This window comes from Novosphingobium sp. P6W (assembly GCF_000876675.2).
Taxonomy (GTDB): domain Bacteria; phylum Pseudomonadota; class Alphaproteobacteria; order Sphingomonadales; family Sphingomonadaceae; genus Novosphingobium.
In genome coordinates, this window is record NZ_CP030352.1 from 3,258,864 (window position 1) to 3,278,083 (window position 19,220).

16 protein-coding genes are annotated in these 19,220 nt (G+C 65.5%); 10 read left to right on the forward strand and 6 right to left on the reverse strand.

Annotation, left to right across the window (positions count from 1 at the left end; all coding sequences use genetic code 11):
• The first annotated feature begins 112 nt into the window (after positions 1-112).
• Both TQ38_RS15645 and TQ38_RS15650 read left to right on the forward strand, forming a co-directional pair.
• On the forward strand, positions 113-1,258 hold the full coding sequence (locus TQ38_RS15645) for a patatin-like phospholipase family protein (protein WP_043977244.1): 1,146 nt from the start codon (positions 113-115) through the stop codon (positions 1,256-1,258).
• 14 nt (positions 1,259-1,272) lie between these two features.
• Positions 1,273-2,052, forward strand: coding sequence for a 3-hydroxybutyrate dehydrogenase (locus tag TQ38_RS15650; protein ID WP_043977051.1), 780 nt, complete (start codon positions 1,273-1,275; stop codon positions 2,050-2,052).
• Between the two features lie 109 nt (positions 2,053-2,161).
• On the opposite strand, the gene TQ38_RS15655 is transcribed toward TQ38_RS15650, so the two are convergent.
• The 3 genes from TQ38_RS15655 to TQ38_RS15665 form a co-directional block, all read right to left on the reverse strand.
• A complete protein-coding gene (locus TQ38_RS15655; RefSeq protein WP_043977054.1) occupies positions 2,162-3,190 on the reverse strand; it encodes an aspartate-semialdehyde dehydrogenase in 1,029 nt (342 codons plus the stop codon).
• 291 nt (positions 3,191-3,481) lie between these two features.
• Complete coding sequence (gltX, locus tag TQ38_RS15660; RefSeq protein WP_043977057.1) at positions 3,482-4,825, reverse strand: glutamate--tRNA ligase; 1,344 nt, start codon at positions 4,823-4,825, stop codon at positions 3,482-3,484.
• A 45-nt stretch (positions 4,826-4,870) separates the two neighbouring features.
• Complete coding sequence (locus tag TQ38_RS15665; protein ID WP_043977058.1) at positions 4,871-6,040, reverse strand: benzoate/H(+) symporter BenE family transporter; 1,170 nt, start codon at positions 6,038-6,040, stop codon at positions 4,871-4,873.
• Positions 6,041-6,287: 247 nt separating this feature from the next.
• On the opposite strand from TQ38_RS15665, the gene TQ38_RS15670 reads away from it, so the two are divergent.
• The gene (locus tag TQ38_RS15670) at positions 6,288-7,298 is read left to right on the forward strand and encodes a sterol desaturase family protein (protein ID WP_043977060.1); all 1,011 of its coding nucleotides are present in this window, start codon (positions 6,288-6,290) and stop codon (positions 7,296-7,298) included.
• Between the two features lie 124 nt (positions 7,299-7,422).
• Positions 7,423-8,034, forward strand: coding sequence for a hypothetical protein (locus TQ38_RS15675; protein WP_043977061.1), 612 nt, complete (start codon positions 7,423-7,425; stop codon positions 8,032-8,034).
• Between the two features lie 18 nt (positions 8,035-8,052).
• On the opposite strand, the gene TQ38_RS15680 is transcribed toward TQ38_RS15675, so the two are convergent.
• Entirely contained in the window at positions 8,053-9,708 is a 1,656-nt protein-coding gene (locus tag TQ38_RS15680) for an NAD+ synthase (protein WP_043977064.1), read from the reverse strand.
• 214 nt (positions 9,709-9,922) lie between these two features.
• Entirely contained in the window at positions 9,923-10,093 is a 171-nt protein-coding gene (locus tag TQ38_RS30605) for a hypothetical protein (protein WP_169795067.1), read from the reverse strand.
• A gap of 168 nt (positions 10,094-10,261) precedes the next feature.
• On the opposite strand from TQ38_RS30605, the gene TQ38_RS15685 reads away from it, so the two are divergent.
• The 5 genes from TQ38_RS15685 (at position 10,262) to metH (ending at position 16,712) form a co-directional block, all read left to right on the forward strand.
• Entirely contained in the window at positions 10,262-11,254 is a 993-nt protein-coding gene (locus TQ38_RS15685; RefSeq protein WP_043977066.1) for a metalloregulator ArsR/SmtB family transcription factor, read from the forward strand.
• Complete coding sequence (gene metF / locus TQ38_RS15690) at positions 11,251-12,147, forward strand: methylenetetrahydrofolate reductase [NAD(P)H] (protein ID WP_043977067.1); 897 nt, start codon at positions 11,251-11,253, stop codon at positions 12,145-12,147. The genes TQ38_RS15685 and metF overlap by 4 nt, the downstream gene beginning before the upstream one ends.
• A 169-nt stretch (positions 12,148-12,316) precedes the next feature.
• Entirely contained in the window at positions 12,317-13,363 is a 1,047-nt protein-coding gene (locus TQ38_RS15695) for a homocysteine S-methyltransferase family protein (RefSeq protein ID WP_043977069.1), read from the forward strand.
• 13 nt (positions 13,364-13,376) lie between these two features.
• Positions 13,377-13,910, forward strand: coding sequence for a GNAT family N-acetyltransferase (locus TQ38_RS15700; protein WP_043977071.1), 534 nt, complete (start codon positions 13,377-13,379; stop codon positions 13,908-13,910).
• Positions 13,911-14,060: 150 nt separating this feature from the next.
• Entirely contained in the window at positions 14,061-16,712 is a 2,652-nt protein-coding gene (gene metH / locus TQ38_RS15705) for a methionine synthase (protein WP_043977072.1), read from the forward strand.
• A gap of 13 nt (positions 16,713-16,725) precedes the next feature.
• Here metH and TQ38_RS15710 read toward each other — a convergent pair whose 3' ends face one another.
• Positions 16,726-16,980: a hypothetical protein gene (locus TQ38_RS15710; protein WP_240197906.1), complete on the reverse strand. Its 255-nt coding sequence runs from the start codon at positions 16,978-16,980 to the stop codon at positions 16,726-16,728.
• A 347-nt stretch (positions 16,981-17,327) separates the two neighbouring features.
• On the opposite strand from TQ38_RS15710, the gene recQ reads away from it, so the two are divergent.
• Positions 17,328-19,208, forward strand: coding sequence for a DNA helicase RecQ (gene recQ / locus TQ38_RS15715; RefSeq protein WP_205316044.1), 1,881 nt, complete (start codon positions 17,328-17,330; stop codon positions 19,206-19,208).
• Positions 19,209-19,220 lie beyond the last annotated feature (12 nt).

The following is a 19,220-nucleotide window of genomic DNA, read 5'->3' on the forward strand; positions in this document are numbered from 1 at the left end:
GGAAGCCGCAATCACCGGACAGCAAAGACAAATCGCTACACTTGTATGAGTTGAAACCTTGGCCAGCCGCCCCCAACTGTTGCGCTGCAGCAAACTGGCACAAGGGGATCGCGTGACCCGTCCTAACCCAGACTCCAATCTCCGCCCCCGGAGCGTCCTTGTTCTCCAGGGCGGCGGCGCGCTCGGCGCCTATCAGGCGGGGGTTTACGAAGCGCTCGCGGCGAATGACGCCTTGCCCGACTGGGTGGCCGGTATCTCGATCGGGGCGATCAACGCCGGCATCATCGCCGGCAATGCGCCCAAGGACCGGGTGCCGATGCTGCACAAGTTCTGGAACGGGGTGTCCTCCGAACTGCTCTACCGCATCGACGAGCGCCTCGGCTTCGCCCGCCGCGCCTTCAACGACGTGGCTGCGCAGTGGGCGGCGACGTTCGGCATCCCCGGCTTCTTCACCCCGCGTTTCCCCCTGCCGCTGCCCGAATGGCCGGCGGACCTTGGCCGCCTAAGCTATTACGACACTGCCCCCCTGCGCCAGACGCTGCTGGATGTGATCGACTTCGAGCGCCTCAATACCGCCGAAACCCGCTTCAGCGTGGGCGCCGTCAACATGCTCACCGGCAACTTCGCCTATTTCGACAATACCGAGCGCCAGATCGGGCCTGAGCATATTATGGCCAGCGGCGCCCTGCCGCCCGGCTTCCCGCCGGTGGAAATCGACGGCGAATGGTACTGGGACGGCGGCCTCGTCTCCAACACCCCGCTGCAATACGTGCTCGACAACCGCCCCTCGTGCGAGATGACGGTCTATCAGGTGGACCTGTTCTCATCGCGCGGGATCGTGCCGCGCACCATGGCCGACGTCGCCCAGCGCGAAAAGGACATCCGCTTTTCCAGCCGCACGCGCCTGGGCACCGACCAGTCGCGCCAGCTCCAAAAAATGTGCGCCGCCGCCAAGCGCCTGGCGAAAAAGCTGCCTGACGACCTGCTGGACGATCCCGATCTTGCGCATCTGCTGGGCTGCCGGCCCGCCGGTGCGGTGGCGGTGATGCACCTCATTAACCGGCCCGAGTATTTCGAGACCAATTCCAAGGACTACGAATTCTCACGCGTGACGGTGAACGAGCACTGGGCCACGGGGCGCGCCGATGCCGCCCACTCGCTGGCCCATCCCGACTGGACCGGCCGCCGCCTGAACGCCGATGAAATCGTCACTTTCGACCTCGCCGGCGCCGATCCGGCGCATCCTCTGACCGCATGATGGGAGTTAAGTAGATGAAGCTCAAGGACAAGGTCTGCATCGTCACCGGCGCCGCCAGCGGCATCGGTAACGCCATCGCCCACAAGTATGCCGGCGAAGGCAGCAAGGTCGTCATCGCCGACCTGAACCTCGAAGCCGCGCAGAAAGCGGCGGACGACATCATCGCCAAGGGCGGCGCCGCCATGGCCGTGGCGATGGACGTGACCAGCGAGGAGCAGGTGAACGAAGGCGTCGCCGCCGTGGTCGCGGCCTGGGGCACGGTCGACGTGCTAGTTTCCAACGCGGGCATCCAGATCGTCAACCCGGTTGAGAATTTCGCTTATGCCGACTGGAAGAAGATGCTGGCGATCCACCTCGACGGCGCCTTCCTCACCTCCAAGGCGGTGCTGCCGCATATGTATGCGCAGGGGTCCGGTTCGGTGATCTTCATGGGCTCGGTCCACTCCAAGGAGGCCAGCCCGCTGAAAAGCGCCTACGTCACCGCCAAACACGGCCTGCTGGGCCTGAGCCGCGTGATCGCCAAGGAAGGCGGCAAGAAGGGCGTTCGCACCAACGTCATCTGCCCCGGCTTCGTGCGCACCCCGCTGGTGGACAAGCAGATCCCCGAACAGGCCAAGGAACTGGGCATTTCCGAGGACGAGGTGGTAAAGACCGTGATGCTCGGCCAGACCGTCGACGGCGAGTTCACCACGGTGGACGATATCGCCGAAGTCGCGCTGTTCTTCGCCGGGTTCGAAACCAACGCGCTGACCGGCCAGTCGCTGGTGGCCAGCCACGGCTGGTTCATGGAGTAAGTGTGGGGGCCACTCTGCGCCCCCGTCCCTACCGGTCCCCTTTCTCCGTCATCCCCGCGAAGTCGGGGGTGACGAACAGGGCGCGCACCGAAGCACGCGCCCCTTTTCATCAACCCAGCAGCACTTCCGCGATCTGCACCGCGTTGAGCGCCGCGCCCTTGCGCAGGTTGTCGCTCGCCACGAACAGCGCGAGGCCGTTGGCCGAGGTCGGATCGCGGCGCACGCGGCCCACGAACACGGGGTCCTTGCCGGTTGCGTCCAGCGGGTTGGGTACTTCGGTCACCACCACGCCCGGCGCCGAGCCAAGCAGCTCCAGCGCACGCTCGACACTGATCGGGCGGTCGAACTCGACGTTCATCGACAGCGAGTGGCCGGTGAACACAGGCACGCGCACGCAAGTGCCCGAAACCGGCAGTTCGGGGATGCCCAGAATCTTGCGGCTCTCGTCGCGCAGCTTGATCTCTTCCTCGGTGTAGCCATCGTCGGCGTAGACGTAGTTCAGCGGAACCACGTTATGCGCGATCGGCACGGCCCACTTTTCGGCAGCCGGCAGCAGCGCGGAAACATCGCCGCTGGCCAGTTCGCGCGCCTTGTCGCCGACATGGGCGATCTGGCGGGCCAGCACGTCGATGCCTTCGAGGCCGCCGCCCGATACCGCCTGGTAGGTCGAGACGACCAGCTTCTTCAGCCCCGCCTCATCATGCAGCGGGCGCAGCACCGGCATCGCGGCCATGGTGGTGCAATTGGGGTTGGCAACGATGCCCTTGGGCAGGTTGGCGAGCGCCTGCGGGTTCACTTCGGCCACCACCAGCGGCACGTCCGGGTCCGAACGCCAGGCGGAGGAGTTGTCGATCACGATGGCGCCGGCAGCCGCTGCCTTGGGCGCCAGTTCCTTCGAGGTGGACCCACCGGCCGAAAACAGCACCACGTCCAGCCCGGCGAAGTCCGCAGTCGCCGCATCTTCCACCACTACGCCGTCCAGTTCCTTGCCGGCAGATCGAGCCGAAGCGAACAGGCGCAGGGTTGCGATCGGAAAATTGCGCTCGGCAAGGATCTCGCGGATCATCGTGCCGACAAGCCCGGTGGCGCCGACGACGCCGACATTGAGCTTCTGACCGGGTGCGAACTTTTGAACCATGATTATGCGTCTCCTGTTTGGGAGCAGCGCGAGGTTCTAGTTTTCAGATTGAAAAGCCCCGCCTGCCGTGTGCGGGGTCGGTGTTCGAGTGGTGCCTTAGATCACGCACACCACCGACACCGACCGCGCGATGGCGGTCGGTTTCGGGGTGGTAATAATGATCGGCTTTGCGAACATGACCGCGCCACTAGCGGCAAGCGGCGGATGTGTAAACAGGCATTATGTTGCGTTTGACTGTGGGGCCTTCGACAGGCTCAGGCTGAGCGATGTCGAGAGCAGACCAGAACCCGCTCAGGCTGAGCCTGTCGAAGCCCCCCGCAGCCGCGCCGCCGCCTCCTCACGCCCGATCAGCGGCAGCAGCGCCGCCATGTCCGGCCCGTGGTCCATGCCTGTCAGCGCACGGCGCAGCGGCAGGAACAGGGCCTTGCCCTTGCGCCCGGTCGCATCCTTGAGAGCGGAGGTCAGCGCCTTCCACACCTCGGGAGACCATTCCAGGCCCGCCAGCACATCCGCGCCCTGCGCGCAGAAGGCCCGGTCGTCCTCGTCGATCTCGGCCGCGGCCACCGGCCCGGTCACTACCTGCCACCAGTCCTGCGCCTCGGCTACGCGGCCAAGGTTGGGCCGCACCGCTGCCCAGGCCGCAGCGTCCATCCCCGCAGGCAGGCGCGCGGCCACCGCATCGTAGTCCAGAGCATGGACCACAGCGGCGTTGACCCGCTCAAGCTCCGCCTCGTCAAACCGCGCCGGCGCGCGTCCGAAGCGCGACAGGTCGAAGGCGGCTGCCAGTTCCTCCAGCCCCAGCGCCGCATCGACGGGATCGCTGGTGCCCAGCCGGCCGAGCAGCGCCGTCAAGGCCTGAGGCTCGATGCCCGCTTCGCGGAAATGGGCCGCGCCCAGCGAGCCGAGCCGCTTCGACAGCTTGCCCTCGCTGCCCACCAGCAGCGCCTCATGCGCGAAAGCGGGAACGGGGGCGCCCAGCGCGGTGAACATCTGCACCTGCGTCGCCGTGTTGGAAACGTGGTCCTCGCCGCGCAGGATCTGCGTCACGCCCATGGCGATATCGTCGATCACGGATGGCAGCATGTAGAGCCACGAACCATCCGCGCGGCGCACCACCGGATCGCTCATCTGCGCAGCTTCGAATTTCTGCGGCCCGCGAATACCGTCGGTCCATTCGATCGGTTCGTCACGGTTCAGCAGGAAGCGCCAGTGCGGCAGATCGCCCGCTGCGATTCTGGCTGCCTTTTCGTCGGCGCTGAGTTCCAGCGCCGCCCGGTCGTAGATCGGCGGCAGACCGCGCCCCAGCAGCACCTTGCGCTTGAGGTCTAGTTCCTGCGGGCTTTCCCAGCACGGATAGACCCGGCCCTCAGCCTCCAACCGCGCGAAGGCCTCCTCGTAAATGGGGAAGCGGGCGGACTGGCGCTCCTCGCCCTCGATCTCCAGACCCAGCCAGGCGAGATCGGCGCGGATGCCCTCGACGAACTCTTCGCGTGAACGCGCCGCGTCGGTATCGTCGATGCGCAGCAGGAAACGTCCCCCCGCCTGTTTTGCCAGCAGAAAGTTGTGCAGCGCCGTGCGGATATTGCCGACGTGAAGGTGCCCGGTGGGCGACGGCGCGAAGCGAGTGACAGTCATGCCCCGCGCGTTACGAGGCCCTGCGCATCAGGTCAATTTCGGCGCTTATACCTTAGGGGCGAACACCGCCTTTGCCGCCAGCGCCGCAAAGCCCGCCAGCAGCCCCCAGAACGCCGAGCCTATCCCCATCAGGCTAACCCCCGAAGCGGTCGCCGCGAAGGTGAGGATGGCGGCATCACGCTCGGTCTTCTCCACCAGCATCGCCTCCACCGCGCCGGTCAGCGGCGCGATCAGCGCCACGCCTGTCAGCGCCGCGATCGCAGCGTGGGGCATCGCCAGGAAGAACAGCACCAGAGGCGCGGAAAACAGCGCCAGCGCCAGATAGAAGCCCGCGTAGATCAGCCCCACCACCCAGCGGCCCGCCGCATCGGGGTGCGCATCAGACCCGGTGCAGATCGCCGCCGTGATCGCCGCAAGATTGATCCCGTGCGCTCCGAACGGCGCCAGCAGCAGGCTCGCCAGCCCGGTCCCCAGTAGCAAAGGCCGGGGCTTGGGCGCATAGCCGGCCGAGCGCAGGACGACGAGGCCCGGCAGGTTTTGCGACACCAGCGTGACGAGGAACAGCGGCACGCCTACGCTCACCGCGCTGCGCAGATCGAACACGGGCGCAGACCGCTCCATCCCGCCGATCAGCGGTCCGGTGCCCAGCCCCGCCACGTCCCCGCGCAGCCCCAGCACCGCAAACCCGGCCAGCAGCACCAGCAGCAGCGCATAAAGCGGCACTCGCGCCCTCGCGATCACGAAGACCGCCAGCAGCACGCAGACGAGCAGCGCGTCGTTCTCCAAAGTCCTGAACAGCTCCAGGCAGAACGGCAGCAACACCCCGGCCAGCATCGCCGAGGCAACCGAAGCCGGTATCCGCTCTGCCAGCCGGCCCAGCGCCGGCACCAGCGCCAGCACGCACATCATCGCCGCCGCCGCCAGGAACGCTCCGACGGCAACCGGCCAGGCCACTACGCCGGTGCTGGCCGCCAGCAGCGCCGCGCCGGGCGTCGACCATGCCAGCACCACCGGCATCCGCATCCACACCGAAAGCACCGCGCCGGCCACCGCAATGCCGAGGCATAGCGCCGTCACCGCCGACCCCACTTGCCCCGCATCGGCGCCCATCGCCTGCATCGCGCGCACGATCAGCGCCACCGTCCCCCCGAATCCCACCAGCGCGGCAATGAAGGCAGAAATCCAGGAAGCGAGCGGCGGGAGGCGAGACAGCATGCCGGCGCTATGGCAGGTTTGCAGCGGAAGGGAAGATTCGGGGAGGAGTGGAAGGTGCAGGGGCTTTCCCCCTCGCACTTCCGCCCGAAAGCGCCGCTGCCTCCGTCCCGAACCAGCCGATACGGCGAAGCGCGCGGCGAAGAGACCAAATTCTGTAATATGATCTGGACGGACGGAGCAGTCCGTATTACCATACCTGCAATTAGTATTACTGAAACGGGTGACCAAATAATACGAGGGCAAGCGTATGGACGGAGTTCGCGTAGGTAAAAGACTGATAGGAACCCAGTCACCAGTCACTGTGGGGTGGGAAAACGTGCCTCGTGTCGAAGGCGGCCCGGTGAAGCAATTCGTCTTTACCTGGTTTCAGCCCACGGTGCTGTTCGCGTTGATCGCCTTTTGGTACTACGCGCCCAATTCCATCGCCAAGGCATCGACCGCGATCGGCATCGGCATCGGCTTCAAGGTCCTGCTGCTGACGATGGAGTGGTTTTTCCCGCGCCATGAAAGCTGGCGCCTGACCTGGAAGGAACTGGTCACCGACCTGTTCTATGTCGGGCTCGGCTACACGATCCTGCGCATGATCGACGGCTACATCGGCGATGGCGCCATGATCGAAGCGATCCAGCACTATTTCCAGTCGGACAAGTTCATGTGGTTCACAGGGATGCCGCTGCTGGCGCAGGCTTTCCTGATCTCGTTCATCTTCGATTTCGGGCAATACTGGATGCATCGCGGGATGCATAACTGGTACCCGCTGTGGCTGCCCCACTCCGTCCACCACTACATCACCCAGCTGAACATCAACAAAGGCGCCGTGGGCAACCCGGTGGAGCTGTTCCTGATCGGGCTGGGCATCGGCGGTTTCTTTGATTTCCTGCCGCGCGCCGCCCTGCTTGCCGGTGCCTTCGGCATGGCGATCGGGACGTATCAGCACATCAACGTCCGCTTCAATTCGCCGCGCTGGTGGCGGTTCCTGTTCAACACCACCGAACATCACAGCCTGCACCATTCGCAGGACTTCGAGGCCAGCCGCAGCAATTTCAGCAACACCTATATCTTCATCGACCGTATCTTCGGCACCTGCGTCGATGGCGAGGCCGAACTGCTCGGCATGGAAGGCGGTCGCCGCATGTCGATCCGCGAGCAGATGACCTTCCCTTTCACCGAGGGCTGGAAGGCGCTCAAGGAAAAGTACGGCAGGGACAAGTTCGGCGAGGATCGATTTGCCGAGCCAGCCGGAGTGCCTGCCGAATGACGGAACTGCTGCGCCCCAATAACGGGCACACCTGATGTCATGTTCACGCCGAGCGGTCCTCACGGCCCGGCGTGAGCCTTGCCGCCTGGTAGCGGTATCGAAAGCTCTCCCGGATGGAGATCACATGAACGCGCGTTTCATCGACTGGATCTGGCACGTCAGGGGCAGCCTGACGCTCGCTCCCGAGCAATCGAGCGATGATGCCTTCGACAGGCTCCGCCCCTTGTTCCGCGAAACCGGAACCAGCCACGAACTGGCAAGCGATACCCTGACTTTCCGCAAGAAGGACCAGGCCGCGCAGGACAAGATGTCCGTTTTCGACGGCGGCATCCTGCAGATCGAAAAGGGCACGGCCGGGTCCGTGCTGCACTATTGCCTGACCAGCAGGGCCTTGCTGTTCTGCTTTCTGGCGCCCCTGCTGTTTCTGGGTTTCGCCCAGTTGACGGTGGCCATCGGCAAATTCGAAAAAGCGCCGACAGAAGAGGAAGACAAGGCCGCCAAGGACAAGAAAAAGGCCGAAGTGCCGATGAACCCGATCGACAAGGCGCTGGGCGCCCCCGCGCCCGAAAAGCCCAAGAAAGACGGCGCGGACAAAGCCAAGGAACGCGACAAGAAGCACTCGCCGACTTCCGCCTACGTCTTCGCGGCGATCTTTGCCGCTCTTTATGTCATCGGGCGCATACTCGAAGACCGGCGGCTGAAAGCGTTGTTCAGAAAAAGCCTGCTGGCCGCCTAAAGCTGCCCGGGCGCCCCCTCACCCGCTCCGAAACGCGTGGGTGATCGGATAACGCCGGTCGCGCCCGAAGTTGCGTGCGGTCAGCTTCACGCCCGGCGCGGCCTGACGGCGCTTGTATTCGGCCAGGTGGAGCAGCCGCTCGACATGCTGGACGAGGCTGCGTTCGAAGCCTTCCTTCACGAGTTGCTCCACGCTTTTGTCGTGTTCGACAAGGCCGATGAGGATCGGGTCCAGCGTCTCGTAAGGCGGCAGGGTGTCGTCGTCGCGCTGGCCATCGCGCAGTTCGGCGGTGGGCGCGCGGGTCAGGGTGCTTTCCGGGATCACCGGACGCGCGGGGCCAAGCCCGATGCGCGGCACATGCCCGTTGCGCCAGCGGGCCAGCGCGAAGACAGTCATTTTGTAGGCGTCCTTGAGCGGATTGTAGCCGCCCGCCATATCACCGTAGATGGTGGCATAGCCCACGCTCATCTCGCTCTTGTTGCCGGTAGTCACCAGCATCGGCCCGAACTTGTTCGACAATGCCATGAGCGCGGCGCCGCGAATGCGGGACTGCAGGTTTTCCTCGGCCAGATCGCGCTGGGTGCCCTCGAATGCCTCGCCCAGCATGAAATCGAAGCCGTCGACGGCGGTGCCGATCGGCATTTCGGTATAGCGGATGCCAAGCGCCTTTGCGCAGGAGGCAGCATCCTCGCGGCTCTGCGCGGCGGTGAAGCGCGAGGGCATCATGACGCCCCAGACCCGGTCGGCGCCCAGCGCGTCCACGGCAATGGCGGCGCAGGTGGCCGAATCGATCCCGCCGGAAAGGCCCAGCACCACGCCCGGGAAGCCATTGCGGTTCACATAGTCGCGAAGCGCCAGGACCATGGCGCAGTAGATATCCTCGGGATGGACGGCCAGATCCGCCACCATGCCCCGGTCGCAGCGCCAGCCGGTGGCAGTGCGGGTCCAGTTGGTCTGGACGACCTGCTCTTCCCAGTCGCGCAGTTGCACTGCAAGCCCGCCATCGCCGTTGACCACGAAGCTGGCGCCGTCGAACACCAGTTCGTCCTGCCCGCCCACGCGGTTGAGGTAGGCCAGGGGCAGCCCGGTATCGACCGCGCGGCGCTTGGCCACGCCTTCGATTCGCAAGGCGTCCTTGTTGATCTCGTACGGGCTGCCGTTGATGCAGACGAGCATCTCGGCCCCGAAATCGGCAAGGTGACGGCACACTTCGGAGCGCCAGATATCCTCGCAGATAGGCACCCCGATCATCGTTCCGCGCAGGATCACCGGCTCAGGCAGCGGGCCGGGCTGGAACAGGCGCATTTCGTCGAAGGTGCCGTAATTGGGCAATTCATGCTTGAGCCGCACGGCCTGGACCTTGCCCTGATCGAGCAGGGCCACGCCGTTGTGCAGCGCGCCGTCGAGGACGAAGGCGGAGCCGACCAGCATCGCGGGGCCATCTCCGGCGCTGGCTTCGGCAAGGATCTGGAGCTGCGCCGCAGCCCGCTCGATCAGCGAGGGCTTGAGGATCAGGTCCTCGGGCGGATAGCCAATAAGGTGAAGTTCGGGAAAGACGATAAGGTCGCTGCCCTTCGCCGCTTCCCGCGCGGCGAGCACGCCCGCTGCGTTGCCGGAAATGTCCCCCACCGACTGGTTGAGCTGGGCGAGAGTGATCTTCAACGTATCCGGCATGCCCGGTTAGGTGCCCTCCAGACCCGCCCAGTGCAAACGAAAAACCTGCGGGCAGAAGCGGTTTGCATCTGCGCCGGATACAAAAAACCCTCCCGCTAAGGAGGGCTTCTGTCCGTCGTAAAACGGACTTTTCGCCGGTTCCCCGAAGGAGCCCGGATCGAAAAGCGGCGGGAGCCGGCGTACCGCTAGGGCAGGCGCCAGACCCCCTCGCCGATTACATAGCCTCGGACGGAGCCTCGGTCGGTACGTCGGTGGCGTCGCCGGTCATCATCTCTTCAGGAGTGGTCTCAACCGACTCAGTGGCTTCAGGAGCCGGGCTACCACCGCAGGCGGCGAGCGACAGAGCGGCAACCGACGCGAACGCCGCGAAAGCAATTTTCTTCATGCGAATCCCCTTGCATTGTTTGACCCACAGGCCAACGCTTGCAGGCAAGCCTGCAGGAGCAATCTTTAGACGAGAGCATGGTGCAACGCAAACAGGAATGATCGGGGCCGAAATCCGCTGATTTCCTAGGGCTTGCGCACATATAAAGATATCTTTATATGACCCTCCATGCAGATCGACCCCCTCCTGAGAGCTCTTTCAGAGCCAACGCGCCTGCGCATCATGCGCCTGCTCGCGCATATGGAGCTGGCGGTCGGCGAACTGGCGCAAGTGCTGGACCAAAGCCAGCCGCGCGTATCGCGACACATCCGCATCCTGTGCGACGCCGGGCTGGCCGAACGCCGCAAGGAAGGTAGCTGGGTTTTCCTGCGCAGCGCGGTGAGCGAGCATGATGCGCCGTCCCTGGGGACCGCCGCCGCGCAGCTTCTGTCCGTGGCGGAGCGCGACGACACGCTGTTTTCGGCCCGCTGCGCCGAGGATCGCCGCCAGCTTGCCGCAATCCGCGCCGGGCGCGAATCCAGCGCGCAGGCCTATTTCGCGCGCCATGCCGTTGAATGGGACACCCTGCGCCGCCTGCACGGGGCTGACGAGCCGGTCGAGGCAGCTTTGCTCGCCTCGCTTGGGGCCCAGCCGCTGGGTGCGCTGCTCGATGTCGGCACCGGCACGGGCCGCATGGCGGAGCTTCTTGCCACGCGCGCCGGGCGCGTGACCGCGCTCGACAAGAGCCCGGAAATGCTGCGCATCGCGCGGGCCCGCCTACAGTCCCTGCCCGCCGACAAGGTCGATCTGGTGCAGGGCGATTTCACCGGCCTGCCCTTTACCGACGATGCTTTCGATACGGTGCTGTTCCATCAGGTGCTGCACTATGCACAGGACCCCGGCGCGGTGCTGACCGAAGCCGCGCGCGTGTTGCGACGCGGCGGGCGCATCGCCATCGTCGACCTTGCCGCCCATGAGCGCGAGGAACTGCGCGAGGTTCACGCCCATGCCCGCCTCGGTTTTTCCGACGAGCAGATGGCGGCCCTGCTGACATCTGCCGGGCTGATGCCCGCCGAACCGGTCGTGCTGCCGGGCGATCCGCTTACCGTTAAAATCTGGACGGCCCAAACTTGCACGGACATCCGTGACGGCGCCGCAAATCGAGAGACGAGCCTGACATGACCGCTGAAGCGCGCGCCGCAGAAACCCCGCTGTTCGCAGGATTGCCCGGTGACATTTCCGTTTCCTTCGAATTCTTCCCGCCCAAGTCGGAGAAGATGGAAGAACAGCTGTGGGATGCGATCACCCAGCTCGCCCCGCTGGACCCCAGCTTCGTCTCGGTGACTTACGGCGCCGGCGGCTCCACGCGGGAACGCACCCATTCCACCGTGTCGCGCATCGTGCGCGAGACTTCGCTGGTGCCGGCCGCACACCTCACTTGCGTGGCCGCCAGCAAGGCCGAGATCGACGAGGTGGTCGACCAGTACTGGGAAGCAGGCGTGCGCCACATCGTCGCCCTGCGCGGCGATCCGCCGCCAGCCGACGGTGGCCGCTTCGTGCCGCACCCCGAAGGCTATGCGAGCGCGGCCGAGCTGGTCGAAGGCCTGAAGAAGCGCCGCGATTTCGAGATTTCGGTCGCCGCCTATCCCGAAGTCCACCCCGAGGCGGTAAGCGCGGCTGACGATCTCGACAACCTGAAGCGCAAGCTGGACGCCGGGGCTAGCCGCGCGATCACGCAGTTCTTCTTCTCCACCGACGCCTACTTCCGTTTCATGGACAAGGCGCTGGCGGCAGGCATCACCGCGCCGATCCTGCCGGGCATCATGCCGGTCACCAGCTTTGCAGCCATCCGCCGCATGTCGGGCAATACGCTGATCCCGGACTGGCTGGAGACGATGTTCGACGGCATGGACACCCGCCCCGGCCCGCGCGCGCTGGTCGCCGCAGTCGCCGCCGCTGACCTGTGCAAGCGCCTGTATGAAGGCGGCGTGCGCGATTTCCACTTCTACACCCTCAACAGGGCCGAGCAGGCTTACGCGATCTGCCAGCTGCTGGGGTTGAGGCCAAAGGCATGAGCCGACCTCTCGCCTCTTGCTTCCTCATCCTGAACTCGTTTCAGGATCCATCGTGCCCGGCGGCGCGGACGGAGCGTGAGGAGAGATGGACCCTGAAACGAGTTCAGGGTGACGGCATGGGTAAAGGCGAGGATAGCGGCGCGGGCCGTATCCTCCAGGAGTCAGTACAATGAGCGCACGCGAATCATTCCTCGCCGAGGCGGCCAAGCGCATCCTCATCACAGACGGCGCCTTCGGGACCGAGATCCAGAACTGGAAACTGTCGGAAGCCGACTATGCCGGCACGCTGGGCCTGTCGCACGACCAGAAGGGCAACAACGACATCCTCGCGCTGACCAAGCCCGAGGTGCCCGAGGCGATCCACCGCGCCTATTTCGAGGCCGGCGCCGACATTGCCGAGACCAACACCTTCTCGGCCAACCGCATCAGCCAGGCCGATTACGGCGCGGAAGCTCTCGTGCGCGAAATCAACGTCGAATCGGCGAAACTCGCCCGCCGTCTGGCCGACGAGTTTCAGGCGAAAGACGGCCGCCCGCGCTTCGTCGCCGGCGCGATCGGGCCGACCAACAAGACCCTCTCGCTCAGCCCCGACGTCAACGATCCGGGCTACCGCGAGATCAGCTGGGACACGCTGGTCGACGTTTACAAGGAGCAGGCCGCTGCCCTCGTCGAAGGCGGCGCCGACTTCATCCTGATCGAAACCGTGTTCGATACCCTCAACGCCAAGGCCGGGGTCATGGCCGTGCGTCAGCTCGAAACCGAACTGGGCCGCGAAGTGCCGATCATGATGTCGATGACGCTGACCGACCTTTCGGGACGCAACCTGTCGGGCCATACGGTCGAGGCGTTCTGGGCCGCGATCCGACATGCCAAGCCCCTGACCATCGGCCTCAACTGTTCGTTCGGCGCCACGCAGCTGCGCCCGCACGTCAAGACTTTGTCGGAGCACGCCGACACGCTCATTATGATCTACCCCAACGCCGGCCTGCCCAACGAACTGGGCGAGTACGACGAGATGCCCGATACCACCGCCGGTTTCGTGGGCGAATGGGCCGTCGCGGGGCAGGTCAACGTGCTGGGCGGCTGCTGCGGCTCCACCCCGGCCCACATCGCAGCGATCGCGCGCAAGGTAACCGGCATGGCCCCGCGCCAGATCCCCACGCTGGAGTCGGTGACGCGCCTTGCCGGCCTCGAACCGTTCGTCATGGCTTCCTGAGGCAGCGCCGCGCGTGACCGACATTCCCATCTGGCGCATCCGCCCGGCCGGCCCGGACGATGCCGACGCGCTTGGCCTGGTGGGCGCGGCGACGTTCCTTGAAAGCTTCGCGGGGCTGATCGACGGCAGCGCACTGGTGGCGCATTGCCGCGACCAGCATGCGGCGCAGACCTACCGCGCTTATCTCGCCAAGGGCGCGAAGGCGTGGCTGGCCGAGATCGACCCGGGCGGCGCTCCGGTGGGCTATGCCTTGTCCTGCGCGCCCGAACTGGAACTGGCGCAGCCGGGCGACCTTGAACTGAAACGCATCTACCTGCTCTCGCGCTTCCAGGGTTCCTATATGGCGAGCGCGCTGATGCAGGCCGTGATGGCGCAAGCGGCGGATGCAAAGCGCCTGCTGCTGGGCGTCAAGGACGACAACAGCCGCGCGCTGGCCTTCTACCGCAAGCACGGCTTCGAGACGATCGGCACCCGCCGCTTCGACGTGGGCGGCAAGACTTACAACGACTACGTACTGGCACGGCCGCTGGAGGAACCACCCGGCTGACAGGCCCTACCCTCCGCCCGCTCAGGCTGAGCTTGTCGAAGCTCCCGAGACAGGGCGCGAGGTTCCCATCCTTCAACACCCTCAGGATGAGCAGGCCAGTAGGGATGGGTAAAGACAGTATAGAAACCTTATGATCCGACGAGAAAAACCATGACCTCGACCACTTCCGCGCCTGCATCCACCCCAAGGTCCTCGGGCGCCCGCTTCGTCAACATCGGCGAGCGCACCAACGTCACCGGCTCGGCGAAATTCAAGAAGCTGGTCATGGCCGGCGACTATCCCGCCGCTGTCGAAGTGGCGCGCCAGCAGGTCGAGAACGGCGCGCAGGTGATCGACGTCAACATGGACGAGGGCCTGCTCGACGCGATCGAGGCGATGACCACCTACCTCAACCTGATCGCCGCCGAGCCGGACATCGCCCGGGTGCCGGTGATGATCGACAGCTCCAAGTGGGACGTGATCGAGGCGGGCCTGAAATGCGTTTCGGGCAAGCCGATCGTCAACTCGATCTCGATGAAGGAAGGCGAGGAGCCGTTCCTGCACTATGCGCGAAAGTGCATGGATTACGGCGCCGCCGTGGTCGTCATGGCGTTTGACGAGACCGGACAGGCCGACACCAAGGCCCGCAAGATCGAGATCTGCCAACGCGCCTACAAGCTGCTCACCGGCATCGGTTTCCCGCCCGAAGACATCATCTTCGACCCCAACGTCTTCGCCGTCGCCACAGGCATCGAGGAGCATGACCGCTACGGGCTGGACTTCATCGAGGCGGTGGCGGAAATCCGCGCGACCTGCCCGCACGTCCATTTCTCGGGCGGCCTCTCCAACCTCTCCTTCAGCTTCCGCGGCAACGAGACGGTGCGCCGGGCGATGCACTCCGTTTTCCTTTACCATGCGATCCCCGCCGGGCTGGACATGGCGATCGTCAACGCCGGCCAGTTGGACGTCTACGACCAGATCGACCCTGCGCTCCGCGAGGCCTGCGAAGACGTCATCATGATGCGCACTCCGGGCGTCGGCGCAGACGGCAGGACCGCCACCGAGCGTCTGATCGACCTGGCCGAAAGCTACAAGGGCAAGGACGTCGTCGCTGAAAAAGCCGCTGAGGAATGGCGCAGCTGGGACGTGGTGAAGCGGCTGGAGCACGCGCTGGTGCGCGGCATCGACGCCTATGTCGTCGAGGATACCGAGGAATGCCGCGCCGCGATCGAAGTCGCCGGCGGCCGCCCGATCGAGGTCATCGAAGGGCCGCTGATGGGCGGCATGAACGTGGTCGGCGACTTGTTCGGCAGCGGCAAGATGTTCCTGCCGCAGGTCGTCAAATCGGCGCGCGTGATGAAGAAGGCGGTCGCGCACCTGATCCCCTTCATCGAGGCGAGCAAGGAACCCGGCGCCAAGGCCAAGGGCCGCATCATCATGGCCACCGTCAAAGGCGACGTCCACGATATCGGCAAGAACATCGTCGGCGTGGTGCTGCAGTGCAACGGCTACGAAGTGATCGATCTGGGCGTCATGGTGCCCTGGTCGAAGATCCTCGAACAGGCCGCCGAGCATGACGCAGACATCATCGGCCTGTCGGGCCTCATCACCCCCTCGCTTGACGAGATGGTGACCGTGGCTGAGGAAATGCAGCGTTCGGAGATGACCATCCCGCTGCTGATCGGCGGCGCCACCACGTCCAAGGTCCACACCGCGCTGCGCATCGACCCGGCCTACAAGGGCCCGGTGATCCATGTCCTGGATGCCAGCCGCGCGGTCGGTGTGGCTTCGCAGCTCCTGTCGGACACGCAGGCGGAGGGCTTCGTCTCCTCCGTCTCCATCGACTATGAGAAAGTACGCGAGGCCCGCGCCAACAAGGGCCAGAGCGACCTGCTCTCGCTGGCCGACGCCCGCGCCAACAGGTTCCCCACCGACTTCGCGCTCAAGGCCCCGGCGCCGGTGGAGCCGGGCCTGCACGTCTTCGAGGAATGGGACCTTGCGGACCTTGCCGAGACGTTCGACTGGACCCCGTTCTTCCGCGCCTGGGAACTGGCGGGCAACTACCCGAACATCCTCACCGACGAAGTGGTCGGCGAAAGCGCGACCAGCCTGTTCGCCGATGCACAGGCGATGCTGAAAAAGATCATCGATGAAAAGTGGCTGACCGCCAAGGGCGTCTGCGCCTTCTGGCCAGTGCGCGCCGATGGCGATGACGTGCTCCTCGATGACGGCACCCGCCTGCCCATGCTGCGCCAGCAGGTGAAGAAGTCACGCGGGCGGGCGAACTTCTGCCTTTCCGACTTCATCGACCCGGCGGGCGACTGGCTCGGCGGCTTCGCTGTGGGCATCCACGGCATCGAACCGCACCTCGCCCGCTTCCAGGCCGCGCACGACGACTACTCGGACATCCTGCTGAAAGCCCTTGCCGACCGCTTCGCGGAAGCCTTCGCCGAGCGCCTCCACGCGCACGTGCGCACCAGGCTGTGGGGCTACGCCGCCGACGAGCAGTTCACCAACGAAGCCTTGATCCGCGAGGAATATCGCGGCATCCGCCCCGCGCCCGGCTACCCGGCCTGCCCCGACCACTCGCTCAAGCCGATCCTGTTCGACCTGCTCCGGGCGGAGGACAACGCCGGGATCATTCTGACCGAAAGCCAGGCAATGCTGCCCACGGCGGCGGTCTCTGGCTTCTACTTCGCCCACCCGGAAAGCCAGTATTTCGGCGTGGCCCGCATCGGCCGCGACCAGCTGGAGGACTACGCCGTCCGCCGGGACGTCGACCTGCCCACGGCCGAACGCTGGCTGCGCCCCAACCTCGACTAAGCCTAAACCGGATTCAGGAAAGCGACTGCCCGGCGCGCCACAAGGCGCGCTGGCGCAGGTATGCATCGCTGACGCTGGCCCCCACGGCCACGGCAAGAACCGCCAGAGCGGCATCCAGGCCATGCTGCGCCAATTCGGCAATGGCCGGAGCGGTATCCTGCCCCAGTTCGCGCGCCAGCATCTTGAGGACATGTGCCCTCTCCGCGAATTCCATCTCGATGAGCCAGTTCCACCGGCCTTCCCCTCGCCCAACAAATGCATCCTGCATGTAACGACCCATTGTTTTTTCGACCCTGCGGCTTTGCAATCACTCAAGCCCCCACAACTTGAAATCGATTGCAACACTGTTCCGGGCTAACATCGACGGGCTAATCGAGCGTTTAGCGATGGATCGGGGTTTTTACGGTGGAGGGGCAAAACTGGGGCCATCGCCTCATAGCCCGGAGCTATGCCCAGGCTGAGCCCGCGAGACATGATAGTCTGCGGCAGACGGCGATAAACGGGTCTGGGGCAATGGGTGCAGGTCTTCCCCATCAACCGTTTTGCCACCGAAATCGGGAAAACACAGGTCCCGGCGGGTTCCAGCGGCGCTGCGGCTCTGCCATAGTCGCACGCGTGAACGAAGACGACTGGCCTTTCGAGACGACTTTCTACGGCGAACCTGACGCCGACATGATCGACCCCTATGCGCCGGATGTCGACTGGACGCCGGCTGCCCCGCCGACGCCGGATGCAGTGGCCAAGGCGCTGCACGATGTCTTCGGCTTCAACGGTTTTCGCGGCGTGCAGGACCAGGTGGTGGACCGGGTGCTGCATGGCCGCTCGACGCTGGCGATCATGCCGACCGGTGCGGGCAAGTCGCTGACCTACCAGCTGCCTGCGGTCATGCTGGAGGGGACCTGCGTGGTCGTCTCGCCGCTGATCGCCCTGATGCACGATCAGCTCCGCTCCGCGCGCGCCAACGGCATCCGCGCGGCGACGCTGACCAGCGCCGACAACGATCGCGGCCAGACGCTGGATGCGTTCCGTGCGGGGGAGCTGGACCTGCTCTACATCGCGCCGGAACGCGCCAGCCAGTCGCACTTTCGCGAATTGCTTTCGAACGCCCGGATCGGCCTGTTCGCCATCGACGAAGCGCACTGCGTTTCCGAATGGGGGCACGATTTCCGCCCAGATTACCGCCTGCTGCGCCCGTTGCTCGATGCCTTTCCGCAAGTCCCCAGGCTGGCGCTGACGGCAACGGCGGACCACCACACCCGCGCCGATATCCTTGCTCAGCTCGGCATTCCCGAAGACGGCATGATCATCGCCGGGTTCGACCGGCCCAACATCCGCTACACCATCCAGCCGCGCGACAATGCGATGCGCCAGATCAAGGCGGTGGTGGAGGAAAACCCCGGCCCCGGCATCATCTACGCCCCCACCCGCGCGCGGGTGGAGCAGCTCGCCGAAAGCTTGGCCACCGCGACCGGGCGGCGGGTGCTGCCCTATCACGCCGGCCTCCCGCCAGAGGTCCGCGCCCGCAACCAGGCGGCTTTCGTGGCGTCCGAAGACATGGTGATGGTGGCGACGGTCGCTTTCGGCATGGGGATCGACAAGCCCGATGTGCGCTTCGTCGCCCATGCCGGCATCCCCAAGTCGATCGAGGGGTACTATCAGGAAACCGGCCGCGCCGGGCGTGACGGCGATCCTTCGGTGGCGGTGATGTTCTGGGGCGCGGACGATTTCGCCCGTGCCCGCCAGCGCTTGTCGGAGATCGAACCGCACCGCCTGCAGAGCGAGCGCCAGCGCCTCGATTCGCTGGCAGGGCTCGTGGAAACCGCCGCCTGCCGCCGCGCGGTGCTGCTGCGCCACTTTGGCGAACAGCCCGCCGAGACCTGCGGCAACTGCGACAACTGCATCAACCCGGTGGGCGTGATCGACGTGACCGACGCCGCGCGCAAGCTGCTTTCAGCGGTCTATCGCACCGGGCAGTCCTACGGCCTGGGCCATCTGGAAAAGGTGCTGACCGGCGTTGCCGACGACCGCGTGCTGCAACGCGGGCACGATCAGCTTTCCGTCTTCGGCATTATGACCGAGGATGAAAAACCGTTGCTCAAAGCCTTGGCGCGCGCGCTTCAGGCGCGGGGGAGCCTGACGCCGACCGAGCATGGCGGCCTGATGCTGGGCGGCGATGCCCGCGCGATCCTCAAGGGTGAGGCTTCGGTGGCGATCGTCGTGCCTCCCAAGGCCGAGCGCAAGCGCCGTTCTAAGGGCGGCGACGCGGTATCGAACCCGGTCGACGATCCGCTGTTCGAGGCCCTGCGCGAACTGCGCCGCGAACTGGCGAAGGAGGCCGGGGTGCCGCCTTATGTGATATTCCACGATTCGACCTTGCGCGAAATGGCGGCGGCGCGGCCTTCGTCTCTGGCGGATATGGGCGGGATCGGCGGCGTCGGCGCGCGCAAGCTGGACGCCTATGGCGATGCGTTTCTGGAAGTGATCCGCCAGCACTGAGGGCTTGATCCG

Coding starts and splice junctions, on each gene's coding strand:
- TQ38_RS15650 (WP_043977051.1), top strand. CDS start 1,273: ATGAAGCTCAAGGACAAGGTCTGCATCGTCACCGGCGCCGCCAGCGGC.
- TQ38_RS15655 (WP_043977054.1), bottom strand. CDS start 3,190: ATGGTTCAAAAGTTCGCACCCGGTCAGAAGCTCAATGTCGGCGTCGTC.
- gltX (WP_043977057.1), bottom strand. CDS start 4,825: ATGACTGTCACTCGCTTCGCGCCGTCGCCCACCGGGCACCTTCACGTC.
- TQ38_RS15665 (WP_043977058.1), bottom strand. CDS start 6,040: ATGCTGTCTCGCCTCCCGCCGCTCGCTTCCTGGATTTCTGCCTTCATT.
- TQ38_RS15670 (WP_043977060.1), top strand. CDS start 6,288: ATGGACGGAGTTCGCGTAGGTAAAAGACTGATAGGAACCCAGTCACCA.
- TQ38_RS15675 (WP_043977061.1), top strand. CDS start 7,423: ATGAACGCGCGTTTCATCGACTGGATCTGGCACGTCAGGGGCAGCCTG.
- TQ38_RS15680 (WP_043977064.1), bottom strand. CDS start 9,708: ATGCCGGATACGTTGAAGATCACTCTCGCCCAGCTCAACCAGTCGGTG.
- TQ38_RS30605 (WP_169795067.1), bottom strand. CDS start 10,093: ATGAAGAAAATTGCTTTCGCGGCGTTCGCGTCGGTTGCCGCTCTGTCG.
- TQ38_RS15685 (WP_043977066.1), top strand. CDS start 10,262: ATGCAGATCGACCCCCTCCTGAGAGCTCTTTCAGAGCCAACGCGCCTG.
- metF (WP_043977067.1), top strand. CDS start 11,251: ATGACCGCTGAAGCGCGCGCCGCAGAAACCCCGCTGTTCGCAGGATTG.
- TQ38_RS15695 (WP_043977069.1), top strand. CDS start 12,317: ATGAGCGCACGCGAATCATTCCTCGCCGAGGCGGCCAAGCGCATCCTC.
- metH (WP_043977072.1), top strand. CDS start 14,061: ATGACCTCGACCACTTCCGCGCCTGCATCCACCCCAAGGTCCTCGGGC.
- TQ38_RS15710 (WP_240197906.1), bottom strand. CDS start 16,980: ATGCAGGATGCATTTGTTGGGCGAGGGGAAGGCCGGTGGAACTGGCTC.